18 protein-coding genes are annotated in these 18,268 nt (G+C 74.3%); 7 read left to right on the forward strand and 11 right to left on the reverse strand.

Translation table 11 applies throughout. The annotated features are described in order from the left end of the window. Window positions 1-264: 264 nt before the first annotated feature. On the forward strand, window positions 265-609 hold the full coding sequence (locus tag ACERM0_RS17775; protein WP_373679969.1) for a hypothetical protein: 345 nt from the start codon (window positions 265-267) through the stop codon (window positions 607-609). Between the two features lie 14 nt (window positions 610-623). On the opposite strand, the gene ACERM0_RS17780 is transcribed toward ACERM0_RS17775, so the two are convergent. The 3 genes from ACERM0_RS17780 to trpS are packed head-to-tail and all read right to left on the reverse strand — an operon-like array spanning window position 624 to window position 2,793. Continuing rightward, window positions 624-1,034 carry a mycoredoxin gene (locus tag ACERM0_RS17780; RefSeq protein WP_373679970.1) on the reverse strand — a complete coding sequence of 137 codons (411 nt, stop codon included), beginning with the start codon at window positions 1,032-1,034 and terminating at the stop codon, window positions 624-626. After that, entirely contained in the window at window positions 1,031-1,786 is a 756-nt protein-coding gene (locus ACERM0_RS17785; RefSeq protein ID WP_373679971.1) for an alpha/beta fold hydrolase, read from the reverse strand. Before ACERM0_RS17785 ends, ACERM0_RS17780 begins: the two co-directional genes overlap by 4 nt. A gap of 2 nt (window positions 1,787-1,788) precedes the next feature. Next, window positions 1,789-2,793: a tryptophan--tRNA ligase gene (gene trpS / locus ACERM0_RS17790; protein WP_373679972.1), complete on the reverse strand. Its 1,005-nt coding sequence runs from the start codon at window positions 2,791-2,793 to the stop codon at window positions 1,789-1,791. A 95-nt stretch (window positions 2,794-2,888) separates the two neighbouring features. On the opposite strand from trpS, the gene ACERM0_RS17795 reads away from it, so the two are divergent. Then, window positions 2,889-3,455 (forward strand): GNAT family N-acetyltransferase, encoded by a 567-nt coding sequence (locus ACERM0_RS17795; RefSeq protein ID WP_373679973.1) that lies wholly within the window; start codon window positions 2,889-2,891, stop codon window positions 3,453-3,455. 10 nt (window positions 3,456-3,465) lie between these two features. Here ACERM0_RS17795 and ACERM0_RS17800 read toward each other — a convergent pair whose 3' ends face one another. The 4 genes from ACERM0_RS17800 to ACERM0_RS17815 form a co-directional block, all read right to left on the reverse strand. After that, complete coding sequence (locus ACERM0_RS17800; RefSeq protein WP_373679974.1) at window positions 3,466-5,013, reverse strand: DUF4153 domain-containing protein; 1,548 nt, start codon at window positions 5,011-5,013, stop codon at window positions 3,466-3,468. Next, window positions 5,003-6,037 carry an ATP-binding protein gene (locus ACERM0_RS17805; protein WP_373679975.1) on the reverse strand — a complete coding sequence of 345 codons (1,035 nt, stop codon included), beginning with the start codon at window positions 6,035-6,037 and terminating at the stop codon, window positions 5,003-5,005. Before ACERM0_RS17805 ends, ACERM0_RS17800 begins: the two co-directional genes overlap by 11 nt. Then, window positions 6,034-6,714 (reverse strand): response regulator transcription factor, encoded by a 681-nt coding sequence (locus ACERM0_RS17810; protein ID WP_373679976.1) that lies wholly within the window; start codon window positions 6,712-6,714, stop codon window positions 6,034-6,036. The genes ACERM0_RS17805 and ACERM0_RS17810 overlap by 4 nt, the downstream gene beginning before the upstream one ends. Before the next feature lie 420 nt (window positions 6,715-7,134). Continuing rightward, complete coding sequence (locus tag ACERM0_RS17815; protein WP_373679977.1) at window positions 7,135-8,124, reverse strand: malate dehydrogenase; 990 nt, start codon at window positions 8,122-8,124, stop codon at window positions 7,135-7,137. 133 nt (window positions 8,125-8,257) lie between these two features. Between ACERM0_RS17815 and ACERM0_RS17820 the strand changes: the two genes are divergently transcribed. Then, window positions 8,258-8,866 carry a class I SAM-dependent methyltransferase gene (locus ACERM0_RS17820; RefSeq protein ID WP_373680152.1) on the forward strand — a complete coding sequence of 203 codons (609 nt, stop codon included), beginning with the start codon at window positions 8,258-8,260 and terminating at the stop codon, window positions 8,864-8,866. 23 nt (window positions 8,867-8,889) lie between these two features. Here ACERM0_RS17820 and ACERM0_RS17825 read toward each other — a convergent pair whose 3' ends face one another. The 4 genes from ACERM0_RS17825 to purN form a co-directional block, all read right to left on the reverse strand. Continuing rightward, complete coding sequence (locus ACERM0_RS17825) at window positions 8,890-9,330, reverse strand: META domain-containing protein (RefSeq protein WP_373679978.1); 441 nt, start codon at window positions 9,328-9,330, stop codon at window positions 8,890-8,892. 90 nt (window positions 9,331-9,420) lie between these two features. After that, the gene (gene folD / locus ACERM0_RS17830; RefSeq protein WP_373679979.1) at window positions 9,421-10,293 is read right to left on the reverse strand and encodes a bifunctional methylenetetrahydrofolate dehydrogenase/methenyltetrahydrofolate cyclohydrolase FolD; all 873 of its coding nucleotides are present in this window, start codon (window positions 10,291-10,293) and stop codon (window positions 9,421-9,423) included. Window positions 10,294-10,391: 98 nt separating this feature from the next. Then, window positions 10,392-11,918 (reverse strand): bifunctional phosphoribosylaminoimidazolecarboxamide formyltransferase/IMP cyclohydrolase, encoded by a 1,527-nt coding sequence (gene purH, locus ACERM0_RS17835; protein ID WP_373680153.1) that lies wholly within the window; start codon window positions 11,916-11,918, stop codon window positions 10,392-10,394. A 23-nt stretch (window positions 11,919-11,941) separates the two neighbouring features. Next, window positions 11,942-12,580 (reverse strand): phosphoribosylglycinamide formyltransferase, encoded by a 639-nt coding sequence (gene purN, locus ACERM0_RS17840; protein ID WP_373679980.1) that lies wholly within the window; start codon window positions 12,578-12,580, stop codon window positions 11,942-11,944. A gap of 176 nt (window positions 12,581-12,756) precedes the next feature. Between purN and ACERM0_RS17845 the strand changes: the two genes are divergently transcribed. From ACERM0_RS17845 to ACERM0_RS17860, 4 genes are all read left to right on the forward strand, one after another. Next, window positions 12,757-13,281, forward strand: coding sequence for a hypothetical protein (locus ACERM0_RS17845; RefSeq protein ID WP_373679981.1), 525 nt, complete (start codon window positions 12,757-12,759; stop codon window positions 13,279-13,281). Window positions 13,282-13,378: 97 nt separating this feature from the next. Continuing rightward, window positions 13,379-14,635 carry an NlpC/P60 family protein gene (locus tag ACERM0_RS17850; protein ID WP_373679982.1) on the forward strand — a complete coding sequence of 419 codons (1,257 nt, stop codon included), beginning with the start codon at window positions 13,379-13,381 and terminating at the stop codon, window positions 14,633-14,635. A 22-nt stretch (window positions 14,636-14,657) separates the two neighbouring features. After that, window positions 14,658-16,664: a hydantoinase/oxoprolinase family protein gene (locus ACERM0_RS17855; protein WP_373679983.1), complete on the forward strand. Its 2,007-nt coding sequence runs from the start codon at window positions 14,658-14,660 to the stop codon at window positions 16,662-16,664. Window positions 16,665-16,693: 29 nt separating this feature from the next. Further along, a complete protein-coding gene (locus ACERM0_RS17860) occupies window positions 16,694-18,268 on the forward strand; it encodes a hydantoinase B/oxoprolinase family protein (protein WP_373679984.1) in 1,575 nt (524 codons plus the stop codon).

Raw genomic sequence — 18,268 nt, forward strand, 5'->3', positions numbered from 1 at the left:
CCAGCGCACGGTCGCACCGACACGGGTGTCCGGTCAGGATCGGGGGAGGCACCCGCGAAGGATTCGACGTGGTGGCGGGCCCACCCACCGGTACGGCGCCGCCACGGTTTCGAGCCTACCACCGCGGCCGGACGGCCCTTTCCACCGTTGGTGGTCCCCCGTGCGCGGTGCGTGTGCGGCCGCGCCGGGCGGGTCGAAGTTCGTGCAACCCGGACGCCTGCTCGGACGTCGGACGGGGTGGCGCACGACGAGAGAGGCACCGGCATGGGCACGGCGACGGCGGAGGCGACGGTCGAGACACGGGCGGCCGTGCTCTCGGCACGCTGCGCGGTGCTGCTGCGGACGATCGCCCGCCAGGGCGGACCGGAGCCGGACGACCACCTGGCGCAGGTGCGTCGGCTGCTGGCCCGGCGGGCCCGGCACGTGGGCCGTACCCGCCGCCGGCAGCTCCGCGCGGCGCTGTACTCGGCGGAGCGTGGCCGCCCGCACCCGGTACCCGCGGAGGACGTCGCGACACTGGTCCGGGACCTGGAGATGATCGAGCACGTGTTGCGACACGTCGCGCGGGTCGGTGCCAACGCCCCGCTGGCCGCGGCCGTGCCCGCCTGACGAGGTCGCCGGGCTCAGGTGCCGCCCAGCAGGCGCCCGAGCACCTGGCCGAGCCGGCCGGGCCCCTGGGCGAGCAGCTCGCGGGCGGCCTCGGGCAGCGCGTCCGGGTCGCGGTCGGCGACGGCGCGCAGCACGTCCCGGGTCGAGGGGTTGACCAGTGCGAGGTCGCCCACTCGGACCGTCGGCACGGTCTCGTTGCCGTCGGCGACGCTGCGCACGAACGCGGCCGCCTCGTCGTCCTGCCAGATGTCGACCCGCTCGAACGGCAGACCGGCGCGCTCCAGGCCCCGGAACAGCGACGAGCAGAACCCACAGCCGGGCCGCCAGTAGACGGTCACGGCGGCGTCCGCGGGCGGCGGGGTGTCGTCCTCGAAGCGCAGGCGCGGCTCGCGCGGGTCCTCCGGGGGTGGAACGGCGTCGGTCACGTGACGGGGCCTTCTCCGACGAGGTCGGTGACGGCGGCGAGGACGAGGTCTGGCCGGTCCCGGTGGATGCTGTGGCCCGCACCTGACACCGTGGTGGCCGTCACGCGTTCGCCGAGATCCAGGGTGTCGGCGAGGTCGGGAGCCAGCAGGCCGCCACGTGCCGGATCGGCCACCAGCAGACGGACGCGGCCCCGCCAGGCCGGCGCCAGGTCCGTGAGGTCCCACGGATCGTTGTCGTCGAGCACGCCGTCGACGACGTCGGGGGTGACAGCACGGGCGGCCAGCACCTTGCGGTGCACGTCGCGTGCGTCCCAGCCCGGGTTGGCGGCCGCCACGGCCGCCGGGTCGAGGTCGCCGACGTCGCGGCGCTGCTCCTCGCGGACGCGACGGTGCTGGTCGGCACCCAGGCGCAGCACCGGATCGATCAGGACCGCGGCGGGTGACAGGTCCCGGTCGGCCAGCAGCCGGGCCGCGACCGCCCCGCCCAGCGAGTGGCCGACCACGAGGTCCCAGCGGTCACCGAGGATGGCCACGTCCGCGGCGAACGCCGCCACCGAATGGTCCGCGGCCGTCGGGCTGGCGCCGTGGCTGCGCAGGTCGGGCGCGAGGACGAGCCATCCAGCATCCGCGAGCGCCGAGGCGAGGCGCCACCAGCACGTGCCGTCGGAGCCGAGGCCGTGCAGCAGCAGCGCCCGCCGCCGGCCGGCGGGGTTCCACAGGTGGGTGTTGAGCCGGACCGGGGCCGGCGTCACCGTCAGGCCTCGCCCGGCGGCAGCAGGCCCATGGCCTGCTTGGCGTGGGCCAGGGTCGGCGCGGCGATCTCGCGTGCGCGCGCGGCCCCCTCGGACAGCAGTCGGGCGACCTCGGCCGGGTCCTTCTCCAGCTCGCGGTAGCGGTCCTGGAACGGCTCGAGCCGGGCGACGACCGCCTCGGCGACCGCCTGCTTGAACGGGCCGTAGCCGCCGCCGTCGTACTCCGCCGCAAGCTTCTCGATCGGCTCGCCCGTCACGCCGGAGAAGATCTCCAGGAGGTTGGACACCCCCGGCTTCTCCGTGCGGTCGTGGCGGATGTCGGTGGCCGAGTCGGTGACGGCGCTCTTGACCTTCTTCACGATCTGCTTCGGGTCGTCGAGCAGCCGGATGATGCCCTTCTCCGACGACTGCGACTTCGACATCTTGCTCGTGGGGTCCTGCAGGTCCATCACGCGCGAGGCCGCCTGCGGGTGCACCGCCCTGGGCAGGGTGAAGACGTCACCGAACCGGTGGTTGAACCGCTGGCCGATGTCCCGCGCGAGCTCGATGTGGTGGCGCTGGTCCTCGCCCACCGGCACCTCGTCGGCGTGGTAGAGCAGGATGTCGGCGGTCTGCAGCACGGGATAGTCGAACAGGCCCACGCTGACGGATTCGCCCCGGCCCTCCGACTTCTCCTTGAACTGCGGCTGCTTGCGCAACTCGCCGAAGCCGGCGACGCAGTTGAAGAGCCAGGTGCACTCCGCGTGCTCGTGCACGTGCGACTGCACGAACAGGATCGAGCGCTCCGGGTCCACGCCGACGGCCAGCATGCCCGTCGCCAGCTCGACGGTGCGCTGGCGCAGCGTCTCCGGCTCGTGCTCGGCCGGCGAGGTCATGGCGTGCAGGTCGACGACGCAGTAGATGCAGTCCGCGGCCTCCTGCATGGCGACCCAGTTGACCCAGGCCCCGAGCAGGTTGCCGAGGTGCGGGTCACCGCTGGGCTGCATGCCGGAGAAGACGCGGGTCACGGGAGGCTTCCTGGTTCGCGGGGTCGGCGCACACGAAACGTGCGGGGCCCAGAAGGTAGCGTCCGCCGCCACCCTGCCGGCCCCCGGAGCGAGCCGTGCCACGCATCGAGCTGCCACCGCTGACCAGCGGACCCGTCCGGCTGCGCCCGCCGACCGAGGCCGACGTCGCCGCGATCGCCGCGGCCTGCCAAGACCCCGACATCCAGCGGTTCACGCGCGTGCCGTCGCCCTACACCGCGGCCAACGCCCGCGAGTTCGTGCACTTCTGTCGCGACACGCTGCAGCGCGGCACGGGTGTCCACCTGCTGGCCGTCGACACCGACGACGAGGTGCTCGGTGCGGTTGGCCTGGGGATCGACCTCGCCGACTTCAGCGGCGAGCTCGGCTACTGGGTGGCGCCGCACGCCCGCCGGCGCGGCGTCGCGCGGCGTGGCTGCCGGCTGCTGCTCGAGCTCGCATTCGGGCCGCTGCAACTCGGCTTCGTCGGACTGCACGCGGCCGCCTCCAATCAGGCGTCGAACGGCCTGGCCCGTGCCCTGGGGTTCACGCTGGAGGGGACCCTGCGGGAAGCCATGATCGACGGCCCGTCCGGGGACCGGTCCGCCCCGCGATGCGACGCGAACGTCTGGGGCCTGCGCCCGCACGAGTACTCGCCCGCCTGACCGGCAGGTGTCACCACCCCGCCGTCGACTCGAGGCCGCCGTGCCGGTCGACGCCGTCCCACGCGCAGGCGACGCCGTGCGCGCGGACGCCGACCAGCACGTCCGCGGCGCGAGCCCGTGATGCGTTCCAGGACCACCCGTCGGTCTCCCCGGCCTCGAGCAGCCGCTCCGCCGCCGCCTCCAACACGCAGGCGCGAACCTCGTCTGGCAACGAGGCGAGCGCCGGGACCGCGTCGGCGCTGAGTCCCGACAGGTAGAAGACGTCGATGGCGCCCTCGGCGGCGAACCGCTCGACGTTCCACCGCGCGATGTGCGCGTCGGGTTGCACGAAGCCGACGCCGACGACCGCGATCGCCGTCGCCAGCGCCACGGCACGCGGCAGCCACGTCGTGCGCCGACGCCACCCGGCGAGGAGCACCAGGGCGAACATGCCTGCGAGCCACCAGATGATCGCCTGCGCCCCGAAGCGGGCACGGGTGAGCCCGAACGCGTCCTGGTAGAGGAGCAGGCGGTGCAGCGCCGACGCGAGGACGACGAGGGTCAGTCCGCACAGGCCGGCCAGCAGCCCGCGCTGGAGCCGCTGTTGCTCCGGGGTGGCCACGGCCGCATAGCGCGACGTGGCGGCGACCACCAGCAGCGTGAGGAGCGCGACCACGACCAGCTGCGCGAACCCACCGCGGGCGTGCTCGGCGTACGTGAGCCCGGCCGTCGCCGACACCCAGTCGTGCCCGCCGAAGAGCGCCCCGAACTGCACGGCGAGGAACGTCGCGAACAGGACCAGCAGGGCGACGAGCGGCAGGCGCCACTCGATGCCTTCCAGCCGCCGGCCGGGCGCCCGCAGCGGCTGGTCGTCCTCGGACCGCCGGGACAGGCGCACCAGGATCGTGATGCCGATCGTCACCGCGGTCAGCACGAACGCCCGGGCCGGGAGCGCGGAGAACTGCCACTCGGGCAGTAGGAAGCGCTCCACCAGGCGACCGAACAGCCGATCGGCCGACGCGAACAGCCCGCCGAACACGGCCAGCAGCACCACCGTGAGCAGGCTCGCCCGGATCACCGGACGCGAGCGCACGCCCGTCGGCAGGACCGAACGCAGCCCACGCACCACCGCCACCGGTGCACGCCCACCCTCCGGCAGGCAACGCGCCAATGCGCGGACCAGGCCCAGCCAGGTCCGCCCGCCCGCGAGCGCCAGCGCCGCCGTGCCGAAGGCGACGAGGAGTACCGGCGAGACGACCCAGTCGGCGTCGGACACCGCCGGGAGCAGCGTCGCCACGGCGGCGACGACGAGGCCGGCCGTCCGCCAGGCGCCGCGCCGCCCGTCGTGACGGCGACGGGCGAGGACGACCCCGGCGCCGATGAGACCGGTCGTCGCGAGGCCCACGCCCGGCACGGGGTCCGGCATCACGGCCGCGGCGTAGGTGCCGACCGCCAGCACCGCGATCGTGGTGCGCGCGTCGAGCGGCGGCGTCGGGACGGGCCGGCGAGTGGTCGCTCCCGGACCCTCCGGTCGGCCGGCGTCGGACACCGGGGCGACACGCGTGACGTCATCGGACATGGGCATCCTCCGCGGGCAGGGTCACGACCATGCGGCAGCCGGACAGGTAGGTGGTGTCGACGCGGATTCGGCCACCGTGCAGGTCGACGATCCAGCGCGAGATGGCCAGGCCGAGACCGGAGCCTCCATCGGTCGGCGAAGCCGAGAGACGCGCTTCCGCCGTTCCACCCCCGCCGGTGGAACGGTGGAAGCGTTCGAAGATGCGCTCGGCGTCCGCCGGCGCGACGCCAGCACCGGCGTCGATCACGGCCAACTCCACCTCGTCACCGCGCGCAACCGCGACGACCTCGACGGCGGTGCCCGCCGGGGCATGGCTGCGGGCGTTCGCGAGCAGGTTGACCAGGACCTGCACCAGCCGACGCTCGTCGCCGTGCAGGCGCAGGTCGGGGGGATCGGCCCGCACGTGCACCGGCGCACCGGGCGAAGCCTCGACGAGCTCGGCCGCCTCGCGCAGGAGCTCGCCCGCGCCGAGCCGGCGCAGGTCGAGCTGCACCACGCCCGCCTCCAGTCGCGACAGGTCCAGCAGGGCCTCGACGAGCGCCTGCAGCCGGTCGGCCTGTCGGACGAGCCGGTTCAGCGTCGCCGCGTCCGGGTCCTCGATGCCGTCGGCGAGGTTCTCCAGGACCGCCCGCATCGCCGCGATCGGCGTGCGCAGTTCGTGCGACACGTTGGCCACGAGCTCACGGCGCAGGCGATCCGTCTCCGCCACCTCGTCCGCCATCCGGTTGAAGGCACGGGCCAGCTCGCCCACCTCGTCGCGGGAGGTGGCGGTCACCGGGACGTGCCGCTCGCCCGCCGCCAGCTTCGCCGACGCCCGGGCCATCTCGCGGAGCGGGAACGTCATGCCGTGCGCCAGGACCTGCACCATCGCCAGCGCGAGAAGCACCGCGCCGGCAGCCACCGGCAGGGCCGGCCACGCGAGCCAGCGCCCCACCTCGACGACCGCGATCGTGACCAGGACCGCCGCCACGATCACGATTCCCAGCTTGTACTTCAGGGAGGCGACCCGGTCGAGGGGCCTCACCTCGGCGCGTCCATGGCGTAGCCGACCCCGTGCGCCGTCCGGATCCGGTCGCGGCCGAGCTTTCGGCGCAAGGCCGCCACGTGCGAGTCGACGGTCCGCGTCGACGACCCGCCCCGGTAGCCCCACACCTCGCGCAGCAGCTGGTCCCGGGACCAGACGACGCCGGGACGCTGCGCCAGGTGGACGAGCAGGTCGAACTCCGTCGCCGTCAATTCGACCCGTCGCCCGCCGTCCTCCACCAGCCGGCGGGCGGGATCGATGCGCAGCTCACCCAGCGCGATCGGGCCGGTATCGACCAGCGACGCCGCCCGCTCGACCCGGCGCAGGAGGGCGGCTACGCGCGCGACCAGCTCGCGCATGCTGAACGGCTTGGTCAGGTAGTCGTCGGCGCCCACCCCGAGTCCGACGAGGACGTCGGTCTCGTCGTCACGTGCGGTCAGCATCAGCACCGGCACCGGACGCTCTCGCTGGATCCGGCGGCAGACCTCGTGACCATCGAGGCCGGGAAGCATCACGTCCAGGACGACCAGGTCGGGTCGTACGCGCGCGCACAGTGCGACGCCGGCGTGGCCGTCGTGGGCGATCTCGACCCGGTGGCCGTCGGCGCGCAGGCGCTTCGCCACCGAGGTGGCGATGGTCACCTCGTCCTCGATCACGGCGATGGTCGTTGTCGTCATGCTCGGGACTCTACGGTCGCGGTGTGGCGATGCCGTCGTGAAGTTGTGCGGGTTCCGTGCAGATGACCGGCGACGCGTCTCACCGGTGGCCCGCCGCGGCCGATGGGACGACGTCCCGGTCGGGTCGCGCCGGGGCAGGGCCGACAGACGTTCCCGTTCGGTCACCTTCAGGACAGGTGCCCGTTGCCGACGTACGCAAGGATCCCCATCATGTCCCGCCCGGCGGGACGACCAACGGGGCAGAAAGGAGAGGTGATGCCGCAGGACGCGCAACAGAGTCGCCCGGTCACCTACCCACCGCACGTCGTGGCCCAGTGCCTCGCCGACCTCGGCTGACGGCACCGCACGACACCGAACGCGAAGCGCCGCGCCCCCCGGGCGCGGCGCTGTTGCGTTGGGCCGCCCGACGCGGCCGGTGGGTCAGAGCATGTCCTGGACGGCGTCGCGCTCCTGCTGGAGCTCGTCGACCGACGCCTGCAGCTTGCCCTGCGCGAAGTCGGACAGCTCCAGGCCCTGCACGACCTCGTAGGTGCCCTTCCCGTCCGTGGTGACCGGGAAGCCGGAGATCAGCCCCTCGGGCACGCCGTAGGAACCGTCCGAGGGCACCGCCATGGACACCCAGTCGCCGTCGGCGGTGGGCTTGCCGCCGCACCAGTTGGCCACGTGGTCGATCAGCGCGCTGGCCGCCGAGGCCGCCGACGAGGCGCCGCGCGCGTCGATGATGGCCTTGCCGCGCTGCTGCACGGTGGTGAGGAACTCGCCCTCGAGCCAGTCACGGTCGGTGATCACCTCGGTCGCCGGACGGCCGCCGATCCGGGCGTTGTCGAAGTCCGGCACCATGGTCGGCGAATGGTTGCCCCACACCGCGAGGTTGGTGACGTCGGCGACCGGCACGCCGGCCTTCTTCGCCAGCTGCGACTTGGCCCGGTTCTCGTCCAGGCGGACCATGGCGGTGAACCGCTCGGCCGGGACGCCGTCAGCATTGGCGGCCGCGATGAGCGCGTTGGTGTTGGCCGGGTTGCCTACCACGGCGACCTTGAGGTCGGACGCGCCGGCCGAGGCCAGTGCCCGGCCCTGGCCGGTGAAGATCCTGCCGTTGTCCTTGAGCAGGTCGGCGCGCTCCATGCCGGGGCCGCGGGGCTTGGCGCCGACGAGGCAGGCCACGTTCACGCCGTCGAAGGCGGTCTCGGCCTGGTCGCTCATCTCGATGCCCGACAGCAGCGGGAACGCCGCGTCGTCGAGTTCCATGGCGACGCCCTCGAGCGCGCCCAGCGCGGGCGTGACCTCGAGCAGGCGCAGTTCGACGGGCGTGTCGGGTCCGAACATCTGCCCCGAGGCGATGCGGAACAGCAGGGCGTAACCGATCTGGCCGGCAGCGCCGGTGACGGCGACACGGACGGGCGAGCTCATGGGGGCTCCTGGAGAGACGCGGATGGACGCCTCGCGAGCCTAGTGGGCACCTCGCCGTACCCTGACCGGCGACCAGACACGGGCCGTCGGGCGGGGACGCCGGGCGGACGGGCGGGTGGCCATGGGTTCGGTGATGCAGCGCGTCTTCGCGGCGGTCTACGACCCGGCGCTCGAACGCGTCGAGCGGCGTGGCCTGGCCGCGCTGCGCCGGCGGCTGCTGGGTGGGCTCACCGGTGACGTCGTGGAGATCGGGGCCGGTACGGGCGCCAACCTCCAGCACTACGGCCCCGGCGTCACCCGCGTCACGGCCGTCGAGCCGTCCGGACCGATGGCGGACCGCCTTCGCCGGCGGGCCGGCACGGTCGCGTTCGAGGTGGCGACGGTCGAGGCGCCGGCGGAACGATTGCCGGTAGCCGACGACAGCGCCGACGCAGTCGTGTCCACACTGGTGCTGTGCTCCGTGCGCGACGTTGCCGTGGCGGTGGCCGAGGCACGCCGGGTGCTGCGCCCCGGCGGCCGGTTCGTGCTGCTCGAGCACGTTGCCGGCACCGGTCGGCTGCTGCGCGTGCAGCGAGCGCTGGAGCCGGTGTGGACGCCGCTGGTCGGCGGCTGCCACCTCACACGCGACCCACGGCCGCAGCTGCTCGCCGCCGGCTTCGACCTCACCGGCGTGAGCGCGACGCGGCTGCCGATGCCGGCGCTGGTCGCCCCCGGTCTCGTCGGTGACGCGGTTGCCCGCTGATCGCCGGGTCCGTCGCCCCGACGTCAGCCGTCGGCGGCCTCGCGAGCCTCGGCACGTCGGTAGACGAGCTCGACCTCGTCGTTGCGGAGCGTGAGCGTCTCCTCGTCGACACGGAAGCCCGTGACCTCCGCGAAGGCCGCGAGGTAGGCGTCCTCGGCGTCCATGACGTCACGGTCGAGGCAGGCCATCTCCGTGCGCGCCACGTCGCCGATGGCCAGGGCGGTGCCGTCCACCTCGACGTCCCGGGCGACGTATCGGTTGCAGACGCTGCCGGTCCAGTCGGTGCCGTCGATGGTCAGCAGCACGTCGACGGTGTCGTTCATGACGACCTCGCCGCGAGGCCCGGCGCCCGAGCGCAACTGCCAGGTGCCGTCGAGCCGGTCCGCGGCCCCGTCGCCCGGCTGGCAGGCGGCTCCGAGCCCGGCGAAGGCGAGCCCCGCCAGGAGCCGTCTGCCCTCCAGCATCTCGGTTCCTCCCTGCATCCGGGCACCGCGTCGAACGTCGCGCGCCCGGCCTCGTTCGAGTGCGTCGCAGGTGTACCGCGTCGGGCGCGGTCAGCGGCGCGGCAGACCCCGGCGGGCGCGGGCGGCCTCGAGGGTGTTCTGCAGCAGCATGGTCACGGTCATCGGGCCGACCCCGCCCGGCACGGGGGTGATGGCACCAGCGACCTGCGACACCGCGTCGTAGTCCACGTCGCCGACGAGCTTGCCGTCGTCGGTGCGGTTGGTCCCGACGTCGATCACGACGGCACCCGGACGGACCATGTCGGCGGTGACGAGCCCGACCCGGCCGACGGCGGCGACGACCACGTCCGCGCTGCGGCACACGGACGCGAGGTCGCGGGTGCGCGAGTGGGCGAGGGTCACCGTCGCGTCGCGCCCCTTCAGGGTCAGCATGTTCGACAGCGGCCGGCCGACGAGGTTCGAGCGGCCCACGATGACGATGTCGGCTCCCACCGTGTCCACGCCCGCGTCGGCCAGGAGTTCGAGCACGCCGTAGGGGGTGCAGGACAGGAAGGTCGGGTCACCGACCGCGAGCCGGCCGGCCGTGTAGGGGTTCAGCGCGTCGACGTCCTTCGCCGGGTCGATCAGTTCCTGCACCGGGCGCGGGTCGAGGTGGTCCGGCAGCGGGAGCTGGACGAGGATGCCGTCGATGGCGTCGTCGGCGTTCAACTCGGCGATCAGGGCCTCGAGGTCCGCCTGGGACGTCTCCGCCGGCAGTTCGACCTGGCGGCTGTGCATCCCGGCCGCCTCGGTGGCCCGGTGCTTCATGCCGACGTACACCTGCGAAGCCGGGTCGGCGCCCACGAGCACGGCCGCCAGGCCCGGCCGGACGCCGTGCTCGGCCGTCAGCCGGGCGACCTCGTCGGCGATGCGCGCCCGCACCCTCTGCGCGAGCGCCTTCCCGTCGATGATGCGTGCGGTCAACAGCGAACCTCGCGGCGGTGGGCGGGATCGAAGGGTGGGCAACGAGCGAGCGTCAGCGAGCGAGACGATCGGGGATGGTGGGCGGGATCGGATCCGAATCAGTGGCGGAAGTGGCGCCGGCCGGTGAACAGCATCGGGATGCCGTGCTCGTCGGCGGCGGCGATCACCTCGTCGTCGCGGACGGAGCCGCCGGGCTGGACGAGGGCGCGGATGCCGGCCGCGGCGGCGGCGTCGGGTCCGTCACGGAAGGGGAAGAACGCGTCGCTGGCGAGCACGCTGCCGACGTGGCGGTCGCCGGCCCGTTCGACGGCGAGGCGGACGCTGTCCACACGGCTCATCTGCCCGGCACCGACGCCGACCACCTGCTGGTCCTTGGCCAGCACGATCGCGTTCGACTTCGCGTGCTTGCAGGCGATCCAGGCGAAGCGCAGGTCGGCGTACGTGGCCTCGTCGGGCTTGGCCTCGGTGACGACGCGCCATTCCTCCCACGGCTCGTCGCCGACGTCGCTGTGCTGGACGAGCAGTCCCCCGCCGACGCTGCGCAGGTTCCAGCCGAACCGCGGTCGGGCGGCCGACGGCATCCGCAGGATCCGGAGGTTGGCCTTGGTGCGCAGCACTTCGAGGGCCTCGTCGTCGAAGCCCGGGGCGACCACCACCTCGGTGAAGACCTCGACGATCCGGCGGGCGGTCGCGGCGTCGACGGGCCGGTTGGCGGCGACGATGCCCCCGAACGCGCTGACGGGGTCGCCCTCCAGCGCGCGGACATAGGCCCGCTCCAGGTCGTCGGCGGTGGCGAAGCCGGCCGGGTTGGTGTGCTTGATGATGGCGACGGCGGGCTCGTCGACGTCGACGGCCAGCCCCCAGGCGGCGTCGGTGTCGAGCAGGTTGTTGTAGGACAGCTCCTTGCCGTGCAGCTGCTCGGCGTCGCCGAGTCCGCCGCCGCCCGGGTGGGCGTAGAACGCGGCCGCCTGGTGCGGGTTCTCGCCGTAGCGCAGGGTCGCGCGGCGGGGCAGGGCCATCCCGAGCTGGGCCGGGAAGGGCTCGTCGCGCTGGAACCAGGCGGCGATCTGGGTGTCGTAGTCGGCGGTGTGCCGGAATGCCTTGGCAGCCAGCTCGCGCTTGAGGGCGTAGGTCAGCGCGCGGGTCTCGCGCAGCTCCTCCAGGACGCGCTCGTAGTCGGTCGGGTCGACCAGCACGCCGACGGAGCCGTGGTTCTTCGCGGCGGCCCGGACCATCGTGGGCCCGCCGATGTCGATCATCTCCACCACGTCGGGGTCGCTGGCGCCGGACGCGACCGTCTCGTGGAACGGGTACAGATTCACGACCACGAGGTCGATCGGGTCGATGCCCAGCTCGGCGAGCTCCGCGACGTGCGCCGGGTCGGTGCGGTCGGCGAGGATCCCGGCGTGCACGTTGGGGTGCAGGGTCTTCACCCGGCCGTCGAGGCACTCGGGGAAGCCGGTGACGTCGGCCACCGAGGTGACCGGCACGCCCGCATCGCGCAGGGTCTGGGCCGTGGAGCCGGTCGAGATCAGCTCGACGTCCAGTTCGTGCAGCTGGCGGGCGAGCTCCGCGACCCCGGTCTTGTCGTAGCAACTGACCAGCGCGCGGCGGACCGGGGTCATGGCCGGCAGGGACAGCGGCGTGTTCACGACGATTCCTCTCGGATGCGCACGGCACGGCCGACGACCTCAAGCCGGTCGTGGCACAGCAGCTTCACGCAGGCGGGCAACAGGGTGTGCTCGACACGCTTGATGCGCTCGTGCAGCGCGTCCTCGTCGTCGTCGGGCCGGATCTCCACCGCCTGCTGGGCGATGATCGGGCCGTGGTCGACCTGCTCGTCGACGAGGTGGACGGTGCAACCGGTGACGCGGACGCCGTACGCCAGCGCGTCGCGCACCGCGTGGGCACCACGGAACGCCGGCAGCAGCGACGGGTGGGTGTTGACCACGCGGTCCGGCCAGCCGGCGAGGAACGCCCCGGACAGGATGCGCATGAAGCCGGCGAGGACCACGACCTCGACCTGGTGTGCCTCCAGGTCGGCGCGCAGCCTCGCTTCCCACGTCGCCCGATCGGGATGGTCCGACAGTTGCCGCACGACCGTCGCGATGCCGCGCTCCTTCGCGCGACCCAGCCCACCGGCGTCCGCGCGGTCGGCCCCGACGACGACCACTTCGCCACCGAACCGCGGGTCGGCGTCGGCCGCGTCGAGCAGGGCCTGCAGGTTGGTCCCGCCCCCGGACACGAGCACACCGAGACGGGCCGGCGGGCGCGACGAACACGACACGTTGGCTCCCGGGACTCGCGCGGCGAGCGGTCGGCACGAAGGCGCCGCGGCGGGCGCCGACCGGTACGCCCCCGTGGCGGGGGCGACGTCGGCGGAGCCTACCGAGTCCGCCGACGGGCGCGTCAGGCGCCGTGACTAGGATTCCGCGCTCGTGCCGTGCGAGCGGAAAGGGACCGGTGCGGGGCGACATCGCGTTGACCGCCCGGCTGCTGTTGCGCGGCACGGGCCTGGCCGGCCTGACCGTGGTCGCCGGCGGCGTCCTGGCGGTCGTGGCCGCGACCCGGCCCTGGTTCCAGGCCACCGCCGAGGTGGCGATGCTCGGCGTGGCGCAGGACCGGGCGGTCGCCACGTTGACGGGCGTCCCGGACACGCTGGCCGGCTGGGTGGCGCTGCTGCTCGGCGTGGTGGCAGTGGTGGTCGGCAGCAGCGTGGCGCTCGACCGGCCGCCGGCGCCGGCCAGGAAGATCCTGGTCGGATGCGCCGCGGCGCTGCTGCTCGTGGCGCTGCTGGCCTGGTTCGGGCCAGTGCCCGCGCTCGCCCGTGTCGCCGGTGCGGAGGCCGACCAGCTGGCGACGCTCGCTGGCCGGCTGCCCGACGGTGTCGAGCTCGAACTGCGCGTCGGTGCCGCGCTCGGGCCGGCCCTGGCCGCCCTGGCGAGCGCGATCGTCGCAATCGGCACGTTCTCGGCCAGGGACCTGTAGTAGGGTCCGCGGCCGTCTCCGGGAGTCCCCGCTTCCCGGCCTGCACGAACGCCCCCGAGACGACGAGGTCCGCGTGCCGCAGGGTTCTGGTCGACGCATGTCTCGTGCCGTCCTCACCGTCGTGACGGCGCTCGCGCTGGGTGCCGCGGGTGTGCTGCCCGCCGCCGCCCAGCCCAGTTCGCAGGAGCTGCGCGGCCAGCAGCAACGCGCGCAGGACCGCCTCGACGAGCTGATGATGCGTGTCGCCGAGGTGGTCGAGGACTACAACGAGGCCAGCGTCGCCCTGGAGGCGGCCGAGGCCGAATTGTTCGCCACGGAGACCGAGCACGCCACCCTCGTCGCCGAGGTCGGCGAGCTCAGCGGGCTGGCCGAGGACCACGTCCGGCGCATCCACAAGCTCGGCCCCAGCCTCGAGTTGTCGTCCATCTTCGTGGCGGGCAACCCGACCGACGCGGGCGCGAAGGCCGCCACGCTGCGCCGGGTGCTGGCCGGGCAGCGGGCCGACCTCGAGGGCCTGGGTGCCGCCCGCGCTGCGATCGCGGCCACCGAGGACCGGCTCGAGGACCAGCGTGCCACGGCCGAGGCTCAGGCCGAGCGGGTCGCCGAACGGCGCGACGAGCTGGAGACGCTCGTCGCCTCGCAGCAGGACGAGATCATGGCCCTCGAGGCCGAGATCGCGGAGGCCGAGGCCCGCGAGGAGGAGGAGCGCCGCCGCCGCGAGGAGGAGCGCCGCCGCCGCGAGGCCGAGGAGCGCGCCCGCCGCGAGGCCGAGGAGCGCGCCCGCCAGGAGGCCGAGGAGCAGGCCCGTCGCGAGGCCCAGGAACGCGAGGCCGCGCAGGCGGAGGAGCAGCAGGCGGCCGCCGAACGCCAGGAGGCGGCGCAGGAGCCGGCGGCCTCGCCGTCGCCCTCCCCCTCGCCGTCACCCTCCCCGTCGCCCTCCCCGTCACCGTCGCCGTCGCCGACGTCCGAGCCGGCACCGGCCCCGTCGGCGCGTCGTTCGGCCCAGGTCGCGGTCGACACGGCCATGGCGCAGGTCGGCAAGCCCTACCAGTGGGGTGGCAGCGGCCCGAACAGCTTCGACTGCTCGGGTCTGACCTCGTTCGCGTGGCGCGCCGCCGGGGTGGAGATCACCCGCACGTCACGGTCGCAGTACGCGGCGACCAAGCGCATCTCGCGCGGTGACCTGCAGCCGGGCGATCTGATCTTCTACGGTCGTTCCGTCAGCTCGATCGGCCACGTGGCGATGTACATCGGTGGCGGCAGCGTCGTGGAGGCGCCCTACACCGGCGCGAACGTCCGCGTCCGGGGCGACGGGTTGGCCCGCAAGGACATCGTCGGCTACGGGCGTCCCTGAGGACCGCCCGGAAGGGCACGCGGTGACCTGGCGCCTGGGCGTCGACGTCGGTGGCACGTTCACCGACCTCGTGCTGGCCGGCGAGACGGGCTGGCGCGTCGCGAAGGTGCCCTCCACCCCGCAGGACCAGGCCACCGGCATCGGTGACGGGCTCGCGCGCCTGGACGTGTCCCCCGGTGACCTCGCCCGCTTCGCGCACGGCACCACCGTGGCGACCAACGCCGTTCTCGAGCGGGCCGGCGCGCGCGTCGTGCTGGTGACCACGGCCGGGTTCGGCGACCTGTTGGCGATCGGCCGGCAGGACCGCCCCCGACTGTACGACCTGGCGGCCCGCCGCCCCGCACCCGTCGTCGAGCGCGACCGGGTCGTCGAGGTGGTCGAACGGGTCGGCAGCGACGCCACGGTGGTCACGCCGTTGGTGGACGACGAGGTCAGACGGGTCGTCCAGGCCGTCGCGGACCTGCGGCCCGAGTCGGTCGCGATCAGCCTGCTGTTCGGCTTCCTCGACGACAGCCACGAACGGCGCCTCGCCGAGGCGCTGGACGACCTCGGCGTGCCCGTCACCCGCGCGTCGGCGCTGCTGCCGGTCTTCCGCGAGGTCGAGCGGACCTCCACCGTCGCCCTGAACGCCTACGTCGCGCCGGTCATGACGCGCTACCTCGGCTCGCTCGAGCGCCGCCTCGGCGACGAGGGGCTGACCGTGCCGGTCGAGGTGATGCGCTCGGGCGGTGGCACCTTCACCGCCCGGGTGGCGTCGCGCGAGCCGGTGCACACCCTGCTGTCGGGGCCGGCCGCCGGCGCGTGGGGCGCCGCGGCCATCGGCGCGCTGGTCGGCGCCGACCGACTGCTGGCACTGGACGTGGGCGGCACCTCGACCGACGTGACGCTGGTGGAGGACGGCCGGCCGACGACCACGGCCGAGGGCAGCATCGACGGGCTGCCGTTCGCGGTGAACGCCACCGACATCCACACGATCGGGGCCGGCGGCGGCTCGTTGGCCTGGCGCGACGACGGTGGGGCGTTGCGGGTGGGACCGCGCTCGGCCGGGGCCGTCCCGGGCCCCGCGTGTTACGGACGCGGCGGTGACCAGCCCACGGTCACGGACGCCAACGTGGTGCTCGGCCGCCTCGATCCCGAGGTCCGGCTCGGCGGTGCGATGCCGCTGCAGCCACGGCTCGCGACGGAAGTCGTTGCCGACCTCGCCAGACAGCTGGGCGTCCCCGCCGAGCGGTGCGCCCAGGGCATCGTGCAGGTCACCGACGCGCAGATGGTCAAGGCGCTGCGGGTCGTCTCGGTCGAGCGGGGGCGCGACCCACGCCGGTTCGACCTCGTCCCGTTCGGCGGCGCCGGGCCGCTGCACCAGGCGGCCCTGGCCCGCGAGCTCGGCTGCCGTCGGGTGCTCGTGCCGCCCAGCCCGGGCGTGTTGTCGGCCCAGGGTCTGCTGGCCGCGCCGGTGACGGTGGATCGCGTGCGCGGCGTGGTGCGGGCGCTGGCGGATCTCCACCGCGACGACGTCGCCGCCGTCTGGGACGAACTCTCCGCCGACGCGCGCCGCGAGGTGGCCGAACAGGACGTGCCCGCCGCCGCCGAACGCCGCACCGCCGACCTGCGCTACCAGGGGCAGGCGTTCGAGCTGGAGGTCGCCGCGGAGCAGCCCGACCTGGCCACGCTCGCGGCCGCCTTCCACCGGGTCCACGAAGAGCGCTACGGCTTCGCGCAGCCCGAGGCACCCGTCGAACTGGTCGCGCTGCGCGTCCGGGTGGAGGGGCCGGCGCCGCCGCTGCCGGTCACGGCGCTCCACGGCGGTGGGGACCAGCAGCACGCCACGGTCGCCCGCCGGCCGGTCGTCGACGACGGCGAACGCGTCGACGCGGCCATCGTGGTCCGCGAGCGGCTCGGGGCCGGGGCGGTCCTGCAGGGGCCGGCCGTGGTCGTCGGCCTCGACGCCACCGTGTGGGTCGCGCCGTGGCAGAGCGGCCTCGTGGAGGAGCACGGGCTGCTCGTGCTTGAGGAACGACCCAGCAACTGACCGCCCACGTCGAGGCAGGAGCCACGGCCATGCCCAACGAGGTCGACCCCATCACCCTCGAGGTGGTGCGCAACGCCCTGGCCGGCATCGCCGAGGAGGCCGGCGCCGCGCTCCGCCGCACCGCCTACTCCCCCAACATCAAGGAGCGCGTGGACTGCTCCACGGCCGTGTTCGACGCGCAGGCGCGGATGGTGGCCCAGGCCGAGCACATCCCGGTCCACCTCGGCTCCATGCCGGCCTCCGTGCACGCGGCGCTGGAGACGTTCGGGGACCTGGCGCCCGGCGACCAGGTGCTCGTCTCCGACCCCTACGCCGGCGGTACGCACCTGCCCGACTGGACCCTGGTGGGGCCGGTCCACGACGACGACGGCCGGCTGCTGGGCTACGCCGCCAACCGGGCCCACCACTCCGACGTCGGCGGCGCCGCGCCCGGGTCCATGCCCGCCGGCGCGACGGAGATCTTCGCCGAGGGCCTGCGCATCCCGCCCGTGAAGCTGTACCGGGCCGGCCACGAGGACCGCGACCTGGTGGCGCTGCTGCTGGCCAACACCCGCACGCCCCACGAGCGCCTCGGCGACCTGCGCGCCCAGGTCGGCGCGAACCGGCTGACCGCCAACCGGCTGCGCGAGTTGGCCGCCGACCTCGGCGCCGACGGGCTGGACGCGGCCGCGGCGGCCACGCTGGACCACGCCGAGCGGGCCGTGCGGGCCTCGCTGGCCGACCTGCCCGACGGCCGCTACCGCTTCGAGGACGTCCTCGACGACGACGGCACCGGCGCCACGGACGTCCCGATCCGGGTCACCGTCACGATCGACGGTGACCGGCTCGTCTGCGACTTCGGCGACAGCGCCGCGCAGGTGCTCGGCAGCGTCAACGCGCCGCGTGCCGTGACGGTGTCCGCGGCCATCTACGCGCTGCGGGCGGTCGCCGCGCCCGACATCCCGGCCAACGACGGCATCACCCGGCCGCTGGAGGTGCGCACCCGCCCCGGCACGGTCGTCGACCCGTTGCCGCCGGCGTCCGTCGCGGCCGGCAACGTGGAGACCTCGCAACGGATCGTGGACGTGCTGCTCGGCGCGCTCGCCCAGGCCGCACCCGAGCGGGTGCCGGCCGCCAGCCAGGGAACGATGAACAACACGCTGCTCGGCGGCGTCGATCCCCGGACGGGCACCCGCTTCACCTACTACGAGACCCTCGCCGGCGGCACCGGTGCCGGCCCGTGGGGCTCGGGGGCGGACGGCACCCACTCGCACATGACCAACACGAAGAACACGCCGGTGGAGGCGTTCGAACTGGCCTACCCGGTGCGGGTGCTCGAGTACGCCCTGCGCGAGGGGTCCGCCGGGAGCGGCCGGCACCGCGGTGGCGCCGGGATCCGGCGGGTGCTGGAGATGCTGACCGACGACGTGACCGCGTCACTACTGACCGAACGGCGGGCCCGCGGCGCCTGGGGGCTGGCCGGCGGCGGTGACGGGGCGCCGGGCCGCAACGTTCACGTGCACGACGGTCGCGAGCAGGCGCTGCCCGCCAAGGTCACCCTGCGGCTGGCGCGTGGCGACCGGCTGGTCGTGGAGACGCCGGGTGGGGGTGGGTACGGCACCTGA

It is taken from the genome of Egicoccus sp. AB-alg2, from assembly GCF_041821065.1.
GTDB lineage: Bacteria > Actinomycetota > Nitriliruptoria > Nitriliruptorales > Nitriliruptoraceae > Egicoccus.